The organism is Isoptericola sp. S6320L, assembly GCF_023015685.1.
GTDB lineage: Bacteria > Actinomycetota > Actinomycetes > Actinomycetales > Cellulomonadaceae > Isoptericola > Isoptericola halotolerans_A.
The window spans coordinates 127557-143791 of the sequence record NZ_JALKAT010000002.1; the positions used below are offsets into that span (position 1 = coordinate 127557).

At 73.3% G+C, this 16235-nt stretch carries 15 protein-coding genes; 6 read left to right on the forward strand and 9 right to left on the reverse strand.

Features of this window, described 5'->3' with window-relative positions:
• From arc to MWU57_RS18295, 3 genes are all read right to left on the reverse strand, one after another.
• Positions 1-1653 (reverse strand): proteasome ATPase, encoded by a 1653-nt coding sequence (gene arc / locus MWU57_RS02075; protein WP_246906977.1) that lies wholly within the window; start codon positions 1651-1653, stop codon positions 1-3.
• Between the two features lie 198 nt (positions 1654-1851).
• Positions 1852-2835, reverse strand: a complete 984-nt coding sequence (locus MWU57_RS02080; RefSeq protein ID WP_106269458.1) for a tRNA (adenine-N1)-methyltransferase — start codon at positions 2833-2835, stop codon at positions 1852-1854.
• 11 nt (positions 2836-2846) lie between these two features.
• Positions 2847-3977 (reverse strand): site-2 protease family protein, encoded by a 1131-nt coding sequence (locus MWU57_RS18295; protein ID WP_246906978.1) that lies wholly within the window; start codon positions 3975-3977, stop codon positions 2847-2849.
• A gap of 72 nt (positions 3978-4049) precedes the next feature.
• Here MWU57_RS18295 and MWU57_RS02090 point away from each other — a divergent pair, with 72 nt between their 5' ends.
• Positions 4050-4964 (forward strand): PD-(D/E)XK nuclease family protein, encoded by a 915-nt coding sequence (locus MWU57_RS02090; RefSeq protein ID WP_106269456.1) that lies wholly within the window; start codon positions 4050-4052, stop codon positions 4962-4964.
• Positions 4965-4974: 10 nt separating this feature from the next.
• Here MWU57_RS02090 and MWU57_RS02095 read toward each other — a convergent pair whose 3' ends face one another.
• The gene (locus MWU57_RS02095; RefSeq protein WP_308221128.1) at positions 4975-5661 is read right to left on the reverse strand and encodes an HAD family phosphatase; all 687 of its coding nucleotides are present in this window, start codon (positions 5659-5661) and stop codon (positions 4975-4977) included.
• Positions 5662-5738: 77 nt separating this feature from the next.
• Here MWU57_RS02095 and MWU57_RS02100 point away from each other — a divergent pair, with 77 nt between their 5' ends.
• On the forward strand, positions 5739-6626 hold the full coding sequence (locus tag MWU57_RS02100) for a PAC2 family protein (protein ID WP_106269455.1): 888 nt from the start codon (positions 5739-5741) through the stop codon (positions 6624-6626).
• A gap of 59 nt (positions 6627-6685) precedes the next feature.
• Here the strand turns inward: MWU57_RS02100 and mshC are convergent, their stop codons facing one another.
• A complete protein-coding gene (gene mshC, locus MWU57_RS02105; RefSeq protein ID WP_246906979.1) occupies positions 6686-7975 on the reverse strand; it encodes a cysteine--1-D-myo-inosityl 2-amino-2-deoxy-alpha-D-glucopyranoside ligase in 1290 nt (429 codons plus the stop codon).
• A gap of 18 nt (positions 7976-7993) precedes the next feature.
• A complete protein-coding gene (uppP, locus tag MWU57_RS02110; RefSeq protein ID WP_246906981.1) occupies positions 7994-8872 on the reverse strand; it encodes an undecaprenyl-diphosphatase UppP in 879 nt (292 codons plus the stop codon).
• 81 nt (positions 8873-8953) lie between these two features.
• Between uppP and MWU57_RS02115 the strand changes: the two genes are divergently transcribed.
• Positions 8954-9925 (forward strand): aldo/keto reductase, encoded by a 972-nt coding sequence (locus tag MWU57_RS02115; protein WP_246906983.1) that lies wholly within the window; start codon positions 8954-8956, stop codon positions 9923-9925.
• 9 nt (positions 9926-9934) lie between these two features.
• Here the strand turns inward: MWU57_RS02115 and MWU57_RS02120 are convergent, their stop codons facing one another.
• Complete coding sequence (locus tag MWU57_RS02120; protein WP_246906985.1) at positions 9935-10264, reverse strand: primosomal protein; 330 nt, start codon at positions 10262-10264, stop codon at positions 9935-9937.
• Between the two features lie 71 nt (positions 10265-10335).
• On the opposite strand from MWU57_RS02120, the gene MWU57_RS02125 reads away from it, so the two are divergent.
• Both MWU57_RS02125 and MWU57_RS02130 read left to right on the forward strand, forming a co-directional pair.
• The gene (locus MWU57_RS02125) at positions 10336-10542 is read left to right on the forward strand and encodes a DUF5703 family protein (RefSeq protein ID WP_106269450.1); all 207 of its coding nucleotides are present in this window, start codon (positions 10336-10338) and stop codon (positions 10540-10542) included.
• A gap of 1 nt (position 10543) precedes the next feature.
• Entirely contained in the window at positions 10544-11326 is a 783-nt protein-coding gene (locus tag MWU57_RS02130; protein ID WP_246906987.1) for a fructosamine kinase family protein, read from the forward strand.
• A 4-nt stretch (positions 11327-11330) separates the two neighbouring features.
• Here the strand turns inward: MWU57_RS02130 and MWU57_RS02135 are convergent, their stop codons facing one another.
• Together MWU57_RS02135 and MWU57_RS02140 are read right to left on the reverse strand one after the other, a co-directional pair.
• Entirely contained in the window at positions 11331-12674 is a 1344-nt protein-coding gene (locus MWU57_RS02135; protein WP_165800049.1) for a M20/M25/M40 family metallo-hydrolase, read from the reverse strand.
• A complete protein-coding gene (locus tag MWU57_RS02140; protein ID WP_246906989.1) occupies positions 12671-14770 on the reverse strand; it encodes a M3 family metallopeptidase in 2100 nt (699 codons plus the stop codon). The genes MWU57_RS02135 and MWU57_RS02140 overlap by 4 nt, the downstream gene beginning before the upstream one ends.
• Before the next feature lie 137 nt (positions 14771-14907).
• Here MWU57_RS02140 and MWU57_RS02145 point away from each other — a divergent pair, with 137 nt between their 5' ends.
• On the forward strand, positions 14908-16218 hold the full coding sequence (locus MWU57_RS02145) for a lytic polysaccharide monooxygenase (protein ID WP_246906991.1): 1311 nt from the start codon (positions 14908-14910) through the stop codon (positions 16216-16218).
• The last annotated feature ends 17 nt before the right edge of the window (positions 16219-16235 follow it).

Below are 16235 nucleotides of genomic sequence, written 5' to 3' on the forward strand. Positions count from 1 at the left end.
CTAGAGGTACTGACCCGTCGAGCTCACCGTGTCGATGGTGCGCGATGCGGCGCTCTCGCCCTTCTTGGTGACGATCGTGCGGATGAACACGATCCGCTCGCCCTTCTTGCCGCTGATGCGGGCCCAGTCGTCCGGGTTGGTGGTGTTGGGCAGGTCCTCGTTCTCGTGGAACTCGTCCACGCACGCGGACAGCAGGTGCTCCACCCGGATGCCGCGCTTGCCGGTGGCGAGCAGGTCCTTGATCGCGGACTTCTTCGCCCGGTCGACGACGTTCTCGATCATCGCCCCGGAGTTGAAGTCCTTGAAGTAGAGGACCTCCTTGTCGCCGCTGGCGTAGGTGACCTCGAGGAACTGGTTCTCCTCGTCCTCGGAGTACATCCGCTCGACGACGGAGCGGATCATAGCCTCGACCGCCAGACGACGGTCGCCACCGTGCTCGGCGACGTCGTCGTCGTTGATCGGCAGGTCCGCCGTGAGGTACTTGCCGAAGATCTCGGTGGCCCCCTCGGCGTCGGGCCGCTCGATCTTGATCTTCACGTCCAGGCGACCGGGCCGCAGGATCGCCGGGTCGATCATGTCCTCCCGGTTGGACGCGCCGATCACGATGACGTTGTCCAGCCGCTCGACCCCGTCGATCTCCGCCAGGAGCTGCGGCACGATCGTGGTCTCGACGTCGGACGACAGCCCGGTGCCGCGCGTGCGGAACAGCGACTCCATCTCGTCGAAGAACACGACGACCGGCATGCCCTGCGTGGCCTTCTCCCGGGCCCGGGCGAAGATCAGGCGGATGTGCCGCTCCGTCTCCCCGACGTACTTGTTGAGCAGCTCCGGTCCCTTGACGTTGAGGAAGAAGCTCTTCGCGGACGGGTCCCCGCCACGCTTCTCCGCGACCATCTTCGCGAGGGACGAGGCGACCGCCTTGGCGATGAGGGTCTTGCCGCAGCCGGGCGGGCCGTAGAGCAGCACACCCTTCGGGGGCCGCAGGCCGTGCTCACGGAACAGGTCAGGGTGGGAGAACGGCAGCTCGACCGCGTCGCGGATCTGCTCGATCTGCGGACCGAGGCCCCCGATGTCCTCGTAGGCGATGTCCGGGACCTCCTCGAGGACCAGCTCCTCGACCTCCGACCTGGGCACGACCTCGAACACGAAGCCGCTGCGCATGTCGACGGTCAGGGCGTCGCCCACCCGCAGGGGCTTACCGAGGACCGACCCGGCGAGGCGGACGACCCGTTCCTCGTCGGCGCGGCCCACGACCAGGACCCGCTCGTCGTCCAGGACCTCCTTGACGGTCACCAGCTCCCCGATGCGTTCGTACCCGCCGGCCGCGACGACCGTCATGGCCTCGTTGAGCTTGACCTCCTGGCCCGGGGCCAGGTCGCCGAGATCGAGGCCGGGACTGGTCTGCAGGTGCATCTTGCGCCCGGAGGAGATCACGTCGACCGATCCGTCGTCGTGCCCCCCGAGGAAGGTGGCGTACGTGCCGGGCGGCTTCGCCAGGTCGTCGATCTGCTTCTTCAGCTCGACGATCTGCTCGCGCGCCGCGCGCAGGGCTTCGGCGAGCCGCTCGTTCTTGGCCGCGAGCAGGGCCAGCTGCGCGTCTCGGCCCGACGGCGCGGGCCGGTCGGACTCCGGGCGGACAGGGTGGTCGGTCATCGCATCCCCTCTCGTGCGCCCCGGGCGGTGGCCTCCACCGGCGAGGAGGAACCCCCGAGACACAGCACACTAAGGGTCAACACCCCGATCTCGCCGGTCATTTCACGGACCGGTCGCCGTGTTCACACGATCCTGACCTCTTGTGACCCGGCTGTGACCGCACCGTGACACGACGGGCCGTCCGTGCAGGACGGCGGGTCACTCCTCGGGCGCCTGCCCGACCTCGCGCCGGACACGCCGCGCCTTCTTGTCGGAGACGGGCCGCTCGCCGAGGTCGGACTCGGTCCACTCGGCGTCGGTGGTGCCCGGGTAGGACCCCTTGGCAGGCCGACGCTTGCGCTCGGGCGGCTCGACCCCGTCGGCCAGGCGCCGGGCGGTGAGGAGGAACCCCGTGTGACCGATCATGCGGTGCTGCGGCCGCACGGCGAGCCCTTCGAGGTGCCATCCGCGCACCATCGACTCCCACGCCGTCGGTTCGGCGAACCGGCCGTCCGCCCGCAGGTCCTCCGCGGTCCGGGACAGCTGCGTGGCCGTGGCGACGTAGCAGACCAGGACGCCACCCGGCGCGAGGGCTCGCGCCACCGGGTCGACGTTCTCCCAGGGGGCGAGCATGTCGAGCACCACGCGGTCGACGGTGCCGGGCTCGACGACGTCGGCGACCCGGTCGGCGAGGTCGCCCACGTGCAGCTGCCAGGCAGGGTGCTCGCCGCCGAAGAAGGTCTCGACGTTGCCGCGGGCGATCGCGGCGAAGTCCTCCCGCCGCTCGATCGAGTGCAGCTCGCCCGCGTCCCCGACGGCCCGCAGCAGCGACAGCGTCAGCGCGCCCGAGCCGACACCGGCCTCGACGACGCGCGCGCCGGGGAAGATGTCCGCCATCTGGACGATCTGGCCCGCGTCCTTGGGGTAGACCACGGCGGCGCCGCGAGGCATCGAGAGCACGTAGTCGCTGAGCAGCGGGCGCAGCGCGAGGTACTCGATCCCGGCGGTGTTGGTCACCACCCAGCCCTCCGGCCGGCCGATGAGGTCCTCGTGGCGGAAGTAGCCCTTGTGGGTGTGGAACGTCGCTCCCTCGGCGAGCGTGATCGTGTGCATCCGGCCCTTGGGGTCGGTGAGCTGGACCTTGTCGCCGACGTGCAGCGGTCCACGCCGCTCGTCGGCACCGGTGGCGGCAGAAGAAGTCACGAGGGTCGAGTCTACTGACGACCGCCAGGACGTACCGCCGCGGCCACCCGGGCGACGTCCAGCACACCGGTGACCCGGCCGCCGTCGACCACGGGGACCAGCCTCGCCCCGCCGGAGGTGCCGGCGAGGTGCTGGAGCAGCTCGGGGCCGGCAGCGCCCGCCTCGACGGCGGAGCCCGGCGGGAACGGCACGACGGTCGCGTCCACGCTCGTGACCGCGAGCTGCTCGGCCGGGATCGCGGCCACCGCGCGAGGGTCCACCCAGCCGACCGGTGCCTGCGCGCCGTCGACCACCACGACGACGACGTCGGGCCGGCCCGCGGCCGCACGGCCGACGTCCGCCGCGCCCGAACCCTGCGCCACGACGACGGCGGGCATGGCCAAGGACCGCACGGTGAGGCCCGCGAGCGCCTCGCGCCGCCGCCCGACGCGCATGGCGTCAGTGGCACCGGACCAGAGGAACGCACCGATGAGCGCCGCCCACATGACCATGATCCAGTCGGGCCGCATCCCGGACGTCAGGGGCCACAGGAGTGCCCAGACGACCACGCCCACGCCGACCGCGCGGCCCACCCAGCCGGCGACGACGGTGCCGCGGGTCCGCGAGCCGGTCGCCGCCCAGACGGCGGACTCGAGGATCTGCCCGCCGTCGAGCGGGAGCCCGGGGAGGAGGTTGAACGCCCCGACGAACGCGTTGGAGAAGGCCCCGGCGTACATCAGCAGCCCGGGGATCGAGTCGACGGCCTGCGCCTGGAACCCCACCCAGAAGGCGGCCGCGAGGGCGAGGTTCGTCAGCGGTCCGACCACGGCCACCAGTGCGGAGTCCACCGGCCGGGATCCGCCGCCGGAGTAGGCGGTGTGACCACCCCAGAGCGTCAGGGCGAGCTCATCCACCCGGTGTCCGCGCGAGCGTGCCACGACGGCGTGCGCGACCTCGTGGCAGAACACCGAGGCGAAGAGCAGCAGCACGAACGCGAACGACACGACGAGCACGCCGGGCGTGCCCATGGCCGGCGCCCAGAAGCGCACGGTCGGAGCGAAGAGGACGGTCAGGACGACGGCGGCGAGGAACCACGACGGTGTCACGAGCACGGGTGCGCCGGCGACGCGGCCGATCCGCCAGCCGGAGGTACGGGGAGGCACCGGCTCAGGCTATCGGTGCGGCCTGTGGACGGCGCGGCACCGGTGTCGGGGGCCGGTCGTAAGGTGGCTGCCATGACGACGACGGCGGACCTCACCCCGGACCTCACCCCGGATGCCGTGGCCTCCCCCGCCGAGCCGGCGGAAGCCCGCGGGAGCCGTCCGCCCGCCCTCTCCCCCTCGCGGGCGAGCGACTTCATGCAGTGCCCGCTGCTGTTCCGGTTCCGTGCCGTCGACCGGCTGCCGGAGCCCCCCTCGTCCGCGGCCGCCCGGGGCACGCTGGTGCACTCCGTGCTCGAGCGCCTGTACGACGCCCCCCTCGGTGAGCGCACGCGCGAGGCGGCCCTGGACCTGCTGCCGGGCGAGTGGGACCGGCTCGTCGAGGCGGAGCCACGCTACGCCCGTCTGTTCCAGCCGGACGGCGACGCGGCCGACCAGCCGTTGGAGACCTGGCTGGACGGCGCGGGGCGGCTGCTCGGCACCTACTTCACCCTCGAGGACCCGAACCGGCTGGAGCCCGAGTCCCGCGAGCTGTACGTCGAGAGCCAGCTGGAGGACGGTCCCCTGCTGCGCGGGATCGTCGACCGGCTCGACGTGGCGCCGAACGGTGCGATCCGGGTGGTCGACTACAAGTCGGGTCGGTCGCCACGGCCCGGGTTCGAGAACAAGGCCCTCTTCCAGATGCGCTTCTACGGACTGGTGGTCTGGCGCGAGCGCGGCGTGCTGCCGAAGATGCTGCAGCTCGTCTACCTGGGTGACGGGCAGGTGCTCCGCGCGGAACCGCAGGAGCGTGAGCTCGAGGTGACCGAGACCAAGATCCGCGGCGTGTGGGACGCGATCACGACGGCGGCCCGGCGCGGCGAGTTCGTGCCACGACCCAGCAAGCTGTGCGGCTGGTGCGCCCACCAGGACCTGTGCCCGGAGTTCGGGGGCACACCGCCGCCGATCCCCGAGGGTGCGCTGCGTCAGCGGCTCGGCCTGGACCTCTGAGGTCCACCGGTCAGACGAGGTCGAGCACCTCGCCGGCCGCCATCCGCCGCAGGAACGCGAGGTCGACGTCCGCCAGCGACGCCGCCCGGCTGAGACCCTGCCTGGCCTCGATCGGCAGCACCGCCTCCACCCCCAGGGTGCGCGCCCCTGCGGCCAGCGCGGAGGTGAGGCCCGTCGGGGAGTCCTCGATCGCCACGCACTCGGACGGTCGCACGCCCAGCCGGCGGGCCGCCACGAGGTAGGGCTCCGGGTCCGGCTTGCCGCGCGCGACCTGGTCGCCGGTGACGAGCGTCGCGAAGGCGCCCGGCACGTGCGCCGTGACCGCCTCCGCGAGCACCGTGTAGCTCATCGTGACCAGGGCGCACGGGACGTCGGCCGCGGCGAGCGCGTCGAGCAGCGCGCGCGCTCCGGGGCGCCACGGCACGTCGTCGCGCACCTGCGCCGTCACCCGGGTGAGCAGCCGTTCGACGATCTGCGCGACGGGCAGGTCGACGCCCGCGTCGCGCAGGACGGCGGCCGACACCTCGAGCGGGTTGCCGACGAGCTGCAGGGCCTGGGCGTCGGTCCACGTCCCGCCGTGCTCGGCGACGAGCTCGTGCTCGGCGGCGATCCAGTAGGGCTCGGTGTCGACGAGGGTGCCGTCCATGTCCCACAGGACGGCGGCGGGCAGCGTGGCGGGCGGGGCAGGATGCGGCACCGCACCATCGTACGGACGGTCGACGGGACCGGGGATACCGCCCCCGGCACAGCCGCATGCCTGTATAGGCTTGCCAGATGAGCACCGAGCAGCCGGTCGGCCGCCACGCCGCACGTCAGACCGTGATGATCGCTGCCTTCGAGGGCTGGAACGACGCCGGCAGCGCCGCGACCGGCGCGCTGGAGCATCTCGCCGAGGTGTGGGGATCGTCACCGCTGCGAGAGCTGGACCCGGAGGAGTACCACGACTTCCAGGTGAACCGCCCGATGGTGACGACGGGGCCGGACGGCACCCGTGAGGTCACGTGGCCGACGACGACGGTCGCCGTCGCCGACCTGCCGGACCGGCAGGTCGTGCTGGTGCACGGCATCGAACCCTCGTTCCGCTGGAGGTCGTACTGCCGCGAGCTGCTCGACATCGCCGAGGAGCTCGACGTCCAGACGGTCGTCACCCTGGGCGCGCTCCTCGCGGACGTGCCGCACACGCGCCCCATCCCGCTGACGGCGACCACCGAGAGCCCGGGTCTGCAGGCGGTGCTCGACGTCGAACCGAGCACGTACGAGGGCCCGACCGGCATCGTCGGGGTGCTGCAGCACGAGTCGGCGGCGCGCGGGTTCCAGTCCGTGTCGCTCTGGGCGGCGGTGCCGCACTACGTCGCCAACCCGCCGTCACCGAAGGCGACCCTGGCGATCCTGGCACGGGTCGAGGAGCTGCTGGCCGCCCCGGTCCCGCTCGGCGAGCTGCCCGAGGACGCCGAGGCGTGGCAGCACGGCGTCGACGAGCTCGCCAGCGAGGACGCCGAGATCTCGGAGTACGTCCAGCAGCTCGAGGAGGCCAAGGACACGGCCGAGCTCCCGGAGGCCTCGGGCGACGCGATCGCGCGCGAGTTCGAGCGCTATCTGCGGCGTCGGGACCACGGTCCGGGGCGGGGCGGCCCGGGCCAGGGGAGCCCGGACAAGGGCTGACGCCTCCGACCGCCCTCGGCCGCCGCGGGCCCCGCCTCGGCGGGATCAGTCCGGCTGGTTCACAGCCGCACGCCCAGGAGCGCGTTCACCGCTCGGGCGACCACCCCGGGTGCGCCCTCCTCGTCCTCCGACGTGTCCCGGCCCGGTGCCAGCGACCGCTCGGCCCACGCGTCGACGGCCGCCAGCGCACGAGGCGCGTCGAGGTCGTCCGCGAGCGCGGCACGGAGCTCGGCGAGCAGCCCGTCCGCCGCGGGCCCGCCGTTGCCGGAGACCGCGGCGCGCCAGCGGTCCAGCCGCGCCTCACCCGTCTTCAGGGTCGCGTCGGTCCACTCCCACTCCGCGCGGTAGTGGTGGGCCAGGATGCCGAGCCGGACGGCCATCGGGTCGACACCCTCGCGCCGCAGCACCGAGACCAGCACGAGGTTGCCCCGCGACTTGCTCATCTTGTGGCCCTCGTAGGCGACCAGCCCGGCATGGACATGAGCCGTCGGTGCGGCGTCCGGCCCGGCCAGCATGCGAGCGTGGGAGACCGACATCTCGTGGTGCGGGAACAGCAGGTCCGCTCCCCCGCCCTGCACGTCGAACGGCAGCCCGAGGCCGTCGCGGGCGATGACCGAGCACTCGACGTGCCAGCCGGGTCGGCCGGTCCCGAGCACACCGCCGTCCCACGCCGGCTCGCCCGCGCGCTCCCGACGCCACAGCAGCGGGTCGAGCGGGCTCTTCTTGCCCTCCCGGCCCGGGTCGCCGCCGCGCTCGGCGAAGAGCTCCGCCATCGTCGCCTCGTCGAGTCCCGACACCGTGCCGAACGCGGGGTCCGCGGTCAGGTCGGCGTAGACGTCGCCGAGCTCCGGCGTCGCACCGCCGGCCCCGGGCTCCACCGGGACGCGGTACGCCGTCCCGTCGGCGAGCATCTGCGCCACGGCGCGCGCGATCGGCTCGACGTACTCCACGACGCCGGTCCACGGTGCGGGCGGGACCACGCCGAGCGCGGTCATGTCCTCGCCGAAGAGCGCGGTCTGGTCCCGGGCCAGGTCACGCCAGTCGACCCCCGTCGCGTCGGCCCGTTCGAGCAGCGGGTCGTCGACGTCGGTGACGTTCGAGCAGTACGTCACCTGCTTGCCGGCGTCGGTCCAGGCGCGGTGCAGCAGGTCGAACGCGACGTAGGTGGCGGCATGGCCCAGGTGGGTCGCGTCGTACGGGGTGACCCCGCAGACGAACGACCGGGCGACGGAGCCGGGGGCCGGGTCGACCAGCATCCCGGTGGTGGAGTCGTGCACGCGCACGGTGGGCCGCTCCCCGTCGGTGGGCGCGGGCAGCTCGGGGATCTGAGGGAAGGGCCAGGAGAGCACGGGGCCAGGTTACCGGCGTCAGACCGTCTCGACGGCACCCGAGTCGGCTTCGAGCACACCTGTGAGCAGGAGCACGACGACCAGCGCTGCGAGCGCGTAGCGGTAGTAGACGAACGGCCGGTACGAGTAGGTGGAGACGATCTTCAGGAACCCGATGAGCACGACGTAGCCGACGACGAACGCGACCAGCGTCGCCAGGACGATGTCGAGGGCGTCCGCGGAGCCCGGCGCCGCGTCGCCTGCGGCCGCCTTGGCGATCTGGTAGAAGCCCGAGCCGAGCACCGCCGGGACGGCGAGCAGGAAGGAGTAGTCGGCCGCGGCCTTGCGCGTGAAGCCCATCGCGAGGCCGGCGGTGATCGTCCCGCCGGAGCGGGACACCCCGGGCACGAGCGCGAGCGACTGTGCCAGTCCGAACCCGACGGCCCGCTGCGGGGTGAGGTCCTCGATGGGCCGCACCCGGTTGCCGTACCTGTCGGCGACGTCGAGCAGCAGCGCGAACACGACCAGCATGACGACGGTGATCCAGAGGTTGCGCAAGGACGTCTCGATGGCGTCCTGGAACAGCAGGCCCAGCACCACGATCGGCACGGAACCGAGCGCGATGTACCAGGCCATCCGCGCGTCCGAGTCGTGGGCGCCCAGGCGGGAGCGCCAGTCGGTGCCGTGGTCGCCGCGCAACGACGTCCACCACCCCACGCAGACGGCGCGGATCGTGCGCCGGTAGTAGAGCAGCACTGCCGTCTCGGTGCCGATCTGCGACACCGCCGTGAAGAGGGCTCCCGGGTCCACCCCGCCGATCAGCTCCCCGACGATGCGCAGGTGCGCGCTGGAGGAGATGGGCAGGAACTCGGTGAGGCCCTGCACCAGGCCGAGGAGGATCGCTTCCAGGGAACTCACGAGCGGCAACCCTACCGGTGACGCGGACCCGCGCGGCGCGGGACCCGGCCCGCCGCACCGGTCGCCGGTAGTGTTCCGCGCATGGAACGACGGCAGGTGGGCGCCTCGGGGTTGCGCGTCTCCGCGCTCGGGCTCGGCACGATGACCTGGGGGCGGGACACGGACGCCGTGGACGCGGCGGCGATCCTGCGGTCGTTCGTCGAGGCCGGTGGCACCCTGGTCGACACCGCCGCCTCGTACGGCGACGGCGACGCCGAGCGCGTCCTCGGCGAGCAGCTCGCCGGGACGGTCCCCCGCGAGGAGCTCGTGCTGTGCACCAAGGGAGGCGTACGACACGGTCCGGCGGGCCCTCGCCGCGACGCGTCCCGCGGGTCGCTCCTCGCGGACCTCGACGCCTCGCTGGTCCGCCTGGGCGTCGACCACGTCGATCTCTTCCTCGTGGCGTGCCCGGACACCACGACGCCGCTGGAGGAGACGGTCTCGGCGCTCCGCCTCGCGGTCACCTCCGGCCGCGCGCGGTACGTAGGTCTGTCGAACTTCCCCGCCTGGGCGTCGGCACGGGCCGCCACCCTGCTGGAGGCCGGCGACGGCATCGGCCTGGCCGCCCTCGAGACCGAGTACTCGCTCCTGCAGCGCGGCGTCGAGCGGGAGGTGGTCCCGGCGGCAGAGGCTCTGGGGCTCGGGCTGCTCGCCTGGTCGCCGCTCGGTCGCGGCATGCTCACCGGGAAGTACCGCCGCTCGGTCCCCGTGGGCTCCCGGGCCACGTCGGACCATCTCGCCGGGTTCGTCGGGCAGTACCTCGAGGACCGCGACGCAGCAGCGGTCGCCGAGGCGGTCGTCACGGCCGCCGACGGCCTCGGCCGGGCACCGCTGGAGGTGGCCCTCGCGTGGCTGCTGGCTCGCCCCACCGTGGCGTCGGCCGTCGTCGGTGCCCGGACGCCGGAGCAGCTCAAGGGCACGCTCGACGCCGTCGACCTGGTCCTGCCGAGCGAGGTCCACGCGGCGCTCGACGACGTCTCCGCCGCCGTCCCGGGCTACCCGGAGCGCTGGTAGCCGGCGGGCTCAGCGCCTGCGGGTCACCTCGACGTCGAGCTCGTCGCCGTCGTCCTCGTCACTGTCGTCGTCATCTCCGTCGTCATCGCCGTCGCGGTCGTCGTCGCGGTCGTCGTCCTCGTCCTCGCCGTCGTCATCGTCGTCGTCGAGGTAGAAGGGCGTCACCTCGGTGTACACCTGGGCCAGGGCGTCCTCGTACACCTCGAAGGCGTCGGCGAGCACCTCGTAGGCGTCGTCGACGGCCGGGTCCTCCTCGCTCCGGCGGGAGGACACGGCGTGGTAGTGCCCCTCGAGAGCGGCGACGAAGCGGTCCAACGCGGCACGCGGATCAGCGGTCATGCTCTGACGGTAGCGCCATGCGGGGCACAATGGGCACACGAAATCGCCGGACGGTCACTGGGAGGCGACGAATGGCATCGAGCTGGCGCAAGCACGGGCAGTACGAGTACCGCGTGGTCACGATCGACCGGGGCACGTCCGTGCCGGACGCACGCAGGATGCTCACCGACGAGGCCGAGTACGGCCGCTGGGAGCTGGCCCGCACCCGCCTGTACCTCGGCGGCGAGCGACGGGTGTGGTTGCGGCGCAAGGTCATCCGCGCGACCTCGACGCTCTGAGGTGGACGCGTTCCGCAAGTCGCGCGACAGCGCGCCCCAGGGGTTCTTCGCCACCGAGGCGGCCGGGTTGCGCTGGCTCGTCGTCGACGGCGGTCCCCGGGTGGCGAGCGTGCTCGACGTCGGACCCGGGCACCTCGACCTCGAGAGGGTCGCACCGGGTGCCGCCGACGCCCACGCGGCGCGGGACCTCGGCCGGCGGCTGGCGGTGCTGCACGAGGCAGGGGCACCGGCGTTCGGCGCGCTCCCTCCGGGCGCCGACGCGGGGTGGTTCGGGCCGCTCGACGACCCGCTGGAGATGGTCTCCGGGTCGTGGACCGACTGGCCGACGTTCTACGCCGACGCGCGCCTGCGGCCCGTCCTGGCCCAGGGCCGGCGCCGCGGGATCTTCGGGCCCGACGACGAGGCCGCGTTCGAGCGCGTGTGCGAGCGGCTGCCGGACCTCGCCGGACCGGCCGAGCCGCCCGCGCGCGTGCACGGGGACCTGTGGTCGGGCAACGTGCTCTGGTCGGAGTCCGCGGGCGTGCCCGAGGCCGTGCTCATCGACCCGGCGGCGCACGGCGGGCACCGCGAGGCGGACCTGGCGATGCTCGCCCTGTTCGGCGCACCGCACCTGGACGCGATCCTCGCCGGGTACACCGAGGTCCACCCGCTGGGCCCAGGGGCGCAGGAACGCGTACCGCTCCACCAGCTCTACCCGTTGGCCGTCCACGCCGTGCTGTTCGGTGGCGGCTACGTCGACGCGACCCGGCGGTCGTTGACCGAGCTTGCCGACCTGGCCGCCTGACGGCTCAGCAGGTCGCCAGCAGCCGGTCGAGCACCCGGGTGCCGAACCGCAGCGCGTCGGTGGGTACCCGCTCGTCGACGCCGTGGAACATCCCCGCGAAGTCCAGGTCCCCCGGCAGCCGCAGCGGCGCGAACCCGTAGCCGGTGATGCCCAGCCGCGCCAAGGACTTGTTGTCCGTGCCGCCCGAGAGGGTGTACGGCAGCACGGCGGCGCCGGGGTCCTCGGCGTGCAGCGAGTCGACCATCGCGTCGACCAGCCCGCCGGTGAAGGGCACCTCCAACGAACGGTCGGTGTGGATCGGCTCGATCCGCACGTGCGGTCCGGCGAGCTCGCGCAGGACCCCCATGGCCTCGGCGTCGTGGCCGGGCACCGTGCGCATGTCCAGGGTCGCCGACGCCGTGCCCGGGATCACGTTGGCCTTGTAGCCGGCGTCGAGCTGTGTCGGGTTGGTGGTGTGCCGCACCGTGGCGCCGACGAACTTCGCGGCCGGGCCGAGCGCCGCGACGAGGGCGTCGACCTGGTCCGGGTCCGCTCCCCCCTCCCGGTCGAAGGGCAGGCCGGTCAGGTCCGCCACTCCCTGCAGCAGCCGCTCCACCGTGGGCGTGAGCGTGTACGGCCAGGCGTGCTTGCCGATCCGCGCCACCGCGGCGGCGAGCTCGGTGACGGCGTTCTCGTGGTTGACCTGCGATCCGTGCCCGGCCCGGCCGTCGGCCACGAGCCGCAGCCAGGCGAGCCCCTTCTCCGCCGTCTGGACCAGGTAGGCCCGGCGGCCCCCGACGTCCACGGAGAAGCCGCCGACCTCGCTGATCGCCTCGGTGGCCCCCTCGAAGACCTCGGGGTGGTGGTCGACCAGCCAGCGGGCGCCGAGGACGCCGCCCGCCTCCTCGTCGGCAAACATCCCGATCACCACGTCGCGCGCCGGACGGCGACCCTCCCGTGCCATCTGCCGCACGACGGCGAGGATCATGGCGTCCATGTCCTTCATGTCGACGGCGCCGCGTCCCCAGAGCAGCCCGTCGATCTCCTCGCCGGCGAACGGGTCGACCGACCAGTCCGCCGCGGCGGCGGGCACCACGTCGGTGTGCCCGTGCAGCACGAGCGCGGGCCGCGACGGGTCCTCGCCGGCGAAGCGCGCCACGACGGAGGTCCGGCCCGGGGCGGACTCGTACAGCGCGGGCTCCAGACCGACGTCGGCGAGCAGCCCGGCCACGAGCTCGGCCGCCTTGCGCTCCCCCGGGCCCCGGTTCTCGCCGTAGTTGGAGGTGTCGATCCGCAGCAGGTCCTGGCAGATGCCGACGACCTCGTCCTCGGCGGTGGGCTGGTTCTCCACGGAGCGCGTCGCAGTCACCGTGTCACCGTAGTACCCAGGCCCCGGCGGACCAGCAGCGGCTCGATGCGGGCGTCGCGCCCCCGCAGGTCGCGGAAGGAGGCCAGCGGGTCCTGCGACCCGCCCCGGGCGAGGAGACGACGGCGGAACGTCTCGCCGTTCGCCCGCGTCAGCCCGCCGTTCTCGGTGAACCACTCCACCGTGTCCGCGTCCAGGACCTGGGACCACACGTAGGAGTAGTAGCCCGCCGCGTAGCCACCGCCGAACACGTGGTTGAAGTAGGTGCTCCGGTAGCGCGGAGGGACGGCGGGCAGGTCCACCCCGGCAGCCGCCAGGGCCGCCTGCTCGAAGCCGGCGACGTCGTCGGCCGAGGTGGGCACCTCGTCCGGCGTGAGGCGGTGCCACGCCTGGTCGAGCAGCGACGCCGCCAGGTACTCCGTCATCGAGAAGCCCTCTCCCCACCGCCGCGCGGCCAGCAGGGCGTCGACCCGGTCCTGCGGCAGGGGTTCGCCCGTGGCGTGGTGGACGGCGTACGACCGCAGGATCTCCGGGTCCCAGGCCCACATCTCGTTGACCTGCGAGGGAAACTCGACGAAGTCCCGCGGGACCTCGGTCCCCGACTGCGACGGGTACCGCACGTCCGAGAGCAGACCGTGCAGCGCGTGGCCGAACTCGTGGAAGAGCGTGATGACCTCGTCCCACGAGAGCAGCGTGGGCGCTCCGGTGGCGGGCCGGGTGATGTTGAGGTTGTTGACCACGACCGCGCGCCGCCCCAGCAGGCCGCTCTGGTCGACGAGGTTGTTCATCCAGGCGCCGCCGCGCTTGGACGGTCGGGTGTACCAGTCCGCGAGGAAGAGCCCGAGCCCGCTGCCGGGCTCGCCGGGCTCGTCGGCGTCGAACACCTCGAACACCCGCACGTCGTCGTGGTAGCCGACGAGGTCGTGGCGTTCGACGAACGACAGCCCGTACAGACGCCGGGCAGCCTCGAGGACACCGTCGCGCACGACCTTCTCCAGCTCGAGGTAGGGCCGCAGCGCCGCCTCGTCCAGCGCGTAGCGCTCCGCCCGCAGCACCTCGGAGAGGTACCTCCAGTCCGCGGACCGCAGGTCCCGAGGTCCGGACCCGGCCCGGGCCGGCAGCAGCGCCGCGAGCTCGGCGGCCTCGGTGCGGGCGTTGGCGACGGCGGCCGGCGCGAGCCGGGACAGCATCGCCTGCACCGCGTCGGCGGTCCGGGCCGTGCTGTCCTCGGCGACGTAGGCGGCGTGGTGCGGGTAGCCGAGGAGCTGGGCCCGGACCGCGCGCAGGCGCGCTGTCTCGAGCAGCGTGGCACGGGTGTCGTGCTCGTCGCCGTGGGTGCCGCGCGACTCGCTGGCTCGCTGCACCCGTTCGCGCACGTCCGCGCGCTGGAGCGCCGCGAGGACACGCTGGCTCGTGGGCAGCTGGAGCGTGAGCAGCCAGGCGCCGTCGTGGCCGGCCTCCGTGGCGGCCGCGGCCGCGGCGGACACGGAGTCCGCCGGGAGGCCGGCGAGCTCGGCCGGGTCCGTCACGAGGACCCCGGCGGCCTTCTCCCCCGCGAGCAGCTTCCGCCCGAACTCCGCCTCCAGCTCGGTGAGTCGCACGTTCAGGCCGCGCAGCGTCGCCTGCTGGTCGTCGCTCAGCTCGACGCCGGCCCGGCGGTGATCCGTCAGCCGCGTGTGCAGCAGCCACGCGGCGTCGGGCTCGAGCACCACCTCGCCCCGGTCGGCGGCGTGCTGCAGCGCCCGGAGGCGCTCCCACAGCCGGCGGTCCAGCAGGATGGCGTCGCGGTGCGCCGCGTGCAGCGGCGCCACCCGCTCCTGGACGGCCTCCAGCACCGGCGTCGCGTCCGCGGAGAGCTGGTTGTGGAACGCCAGCAGCGCGCGCTGCAGCAGCTGGCCGGAGCGTTCCAGGGCGACGAGCGTGTTCGCGACCGTCGGCGGCTCGGGGTCGCCGGCGATCGTCTCGACCTCGGCACGGTGCTCGGCCATGCCGGCACGGATCGCCGGCTCGTAGTGGTCGGGGCGGATCGCGGCGAAGTCGGGCAGCTCGTAGGGCAGCGTCGACACGTGGGCGAACGGGTTGTCCGGGGCAAGGGCCATCTGCCCATCCAACCGCATCGGCACGGGCGCCCTGCCGCCACCTCGCGGTGCGCCGAAACGTTTTGGTGGCTGTCGGTCGCGACGGCCGTCCGGCACCGTCGAGGTGATCTTGCCCGCACCGAGTGAAGGAGCTCGACATGCGAAGACTCGCAGCCCTGGCCGTCGCGGCCCTGGTGGGTGCCACCGGACTGGTGGTGGCCACCGCACCGGCCCCCGCGGAGGCCCACGGCGCCGAGGTGTTCCCCGGCAGCCGTCAGTACCTCTGCTACCTGGACGGGCTCACCGCGTCCGGCAGCGTGGACCCCCAGAACCCGGCGTGCGCCGACGCCTACGCCGCGGACGGCACGGCGGCGTTCTACAACTGGTTCGGCAACCTGGACTCGAACGGCGCCGGCCGCACCGAGGGGTACATCCCCGACGGTCAGATCTGCGACGGCGGCGGCAACGGCCCGTACGACTTCTCCAGCTTCAACGCCGTGCGCGACGACTGGCCGACGACGCACCTCACGGCCGGTGCGACGTACGAGTTCCAGCACAACAACTGGGCAGAGCACCCCGGACGGTTCGACGTCTACGTCACCGAGCAGGGCTGGGACCCGGGCAGCCCGCTGGCGTGGAGCGACCTCGAGCTGATCGACTCCGCGACCAACCCGCCCGACACGGGCGGCCCCGGCGGGGACAACTACTACTACTGGGACGTGACGCTGCCGGCCGACCGCAGCGGCGACCACATCGTCTTCACCCACTGGGTGCGCTCGGACAGCAACGAGAACTTCTACAGCTGTTCCGACGTCGCGTTCGACGGCGGCGACGGCGAGGTCACCGGGATCGACGGGGACCTCCCGGACGACGGCGGCGACCCGGTCTGCCCCGACGAGTCGCCCGGCGTCCCGGGGGACGTCATGGCGTCCGACGTGCACGCCACCAGCGCGCACCTCATGTGGGGGGTGGCGCAGGACGGCTGCATCACCGGCTACGACGTCGTCGACCCCGCCTCGGGCGAGGTGCTGGCCTCCACCGACGGCTCGCCGATGGTGGACCTGACCGGTCTGGAGCCCGAGACCACTTACTCCGTCGCGGTGCAGGCGCGCAACGACAACACGGGCGAGGTCTCGGCGACGACAGACGCCGTCTCCTTCACCACCGCCGCCGAGGACGACGACCCACCGCCCGCCGGCGACTGCACCGCCGAGGTCAGCGTGGTCAACGCCTGGAGCGGCGGCTACCAGGCCGACCTGGTCGTGACCGCAGGTGCCGACCCGCTCACCGGCTGGGAGGTGACGGTCGACGGCGCGACCGTCGACCAGGCGTGGAGCGCCCAGGTCACCGGCAACGTCTTCACCAACGTGAGCTGGAACGGCAGCCTCGCAGCCGGAGCCTCCACGTCCGCCGGCTTCATCGGCAGCGGCGACCCGGACGCGCTCAGCGCGGTCTGCTCAGCGGCCTGAGCAGGGTCGGGCCACCC

Excerpts from the sequence above, each read along its gene's own strand:
- MWU57_RS02125 (WP_106269450.1), top strand. The coding sequence starts at position 10,336 with ATGGCATCGAGCTGGCGCAAGCACGGGCAGTACGAGTACCGCGTGGTC.
- MWU57_RS02140 (WP_246906989.1), bottom strand. The coding sequence starts at position 14,770 with ATGGCCCTTGCCCCGGACAACCCGTTCGCCCACGTGTCGACGCTGCCC.
- arc (WP_246906977.1), bottom strand. The coding sequence starts at position 1,653 with ATGACCGACCACCCTGTCCGCCCGGAGTCCGACCGGCCCGCGCCGTCG.
- MWU57_RS02100 (WP_106269455.1), top strand. The coding sequence starts at position 5,739 with ATGAGCACCGAGCAGCCGGTCGGCCGCCACGCCGCACGTCAGACCGTG.
- MWU57_RS02115 (WP_246906983.1), top strand. The coding sequence starts at position 8,954 with ATGGAACGACGGCAGGTGGGCGCCTCGGGGTTGCGCGTCTCCGCGCTC.
- MWU57_RS02090 (WP_106269456.1), top strand. The coding sequence starts at position 4,050 with ATGACGACGACGGCGGACCTCACCCCGGACCTCACCCCGGATGCCGTG.
- MWU57_RS02145 (WP_246906991.1), top strand. The coding sequence starts at position 14,908 with ATGCGAAGACTCGCAGCCCTGGCCGTCGCGGCCCTGGTGGGTGCCACC.
- MWU57_RS02120 (WP_246906985.1), bottom strand. The coding sequence starts at position 10,264 with ATGACCGCTGATCCGCGTGCCGCGTTGGACCGCTTCGTCGCCGCTCTC.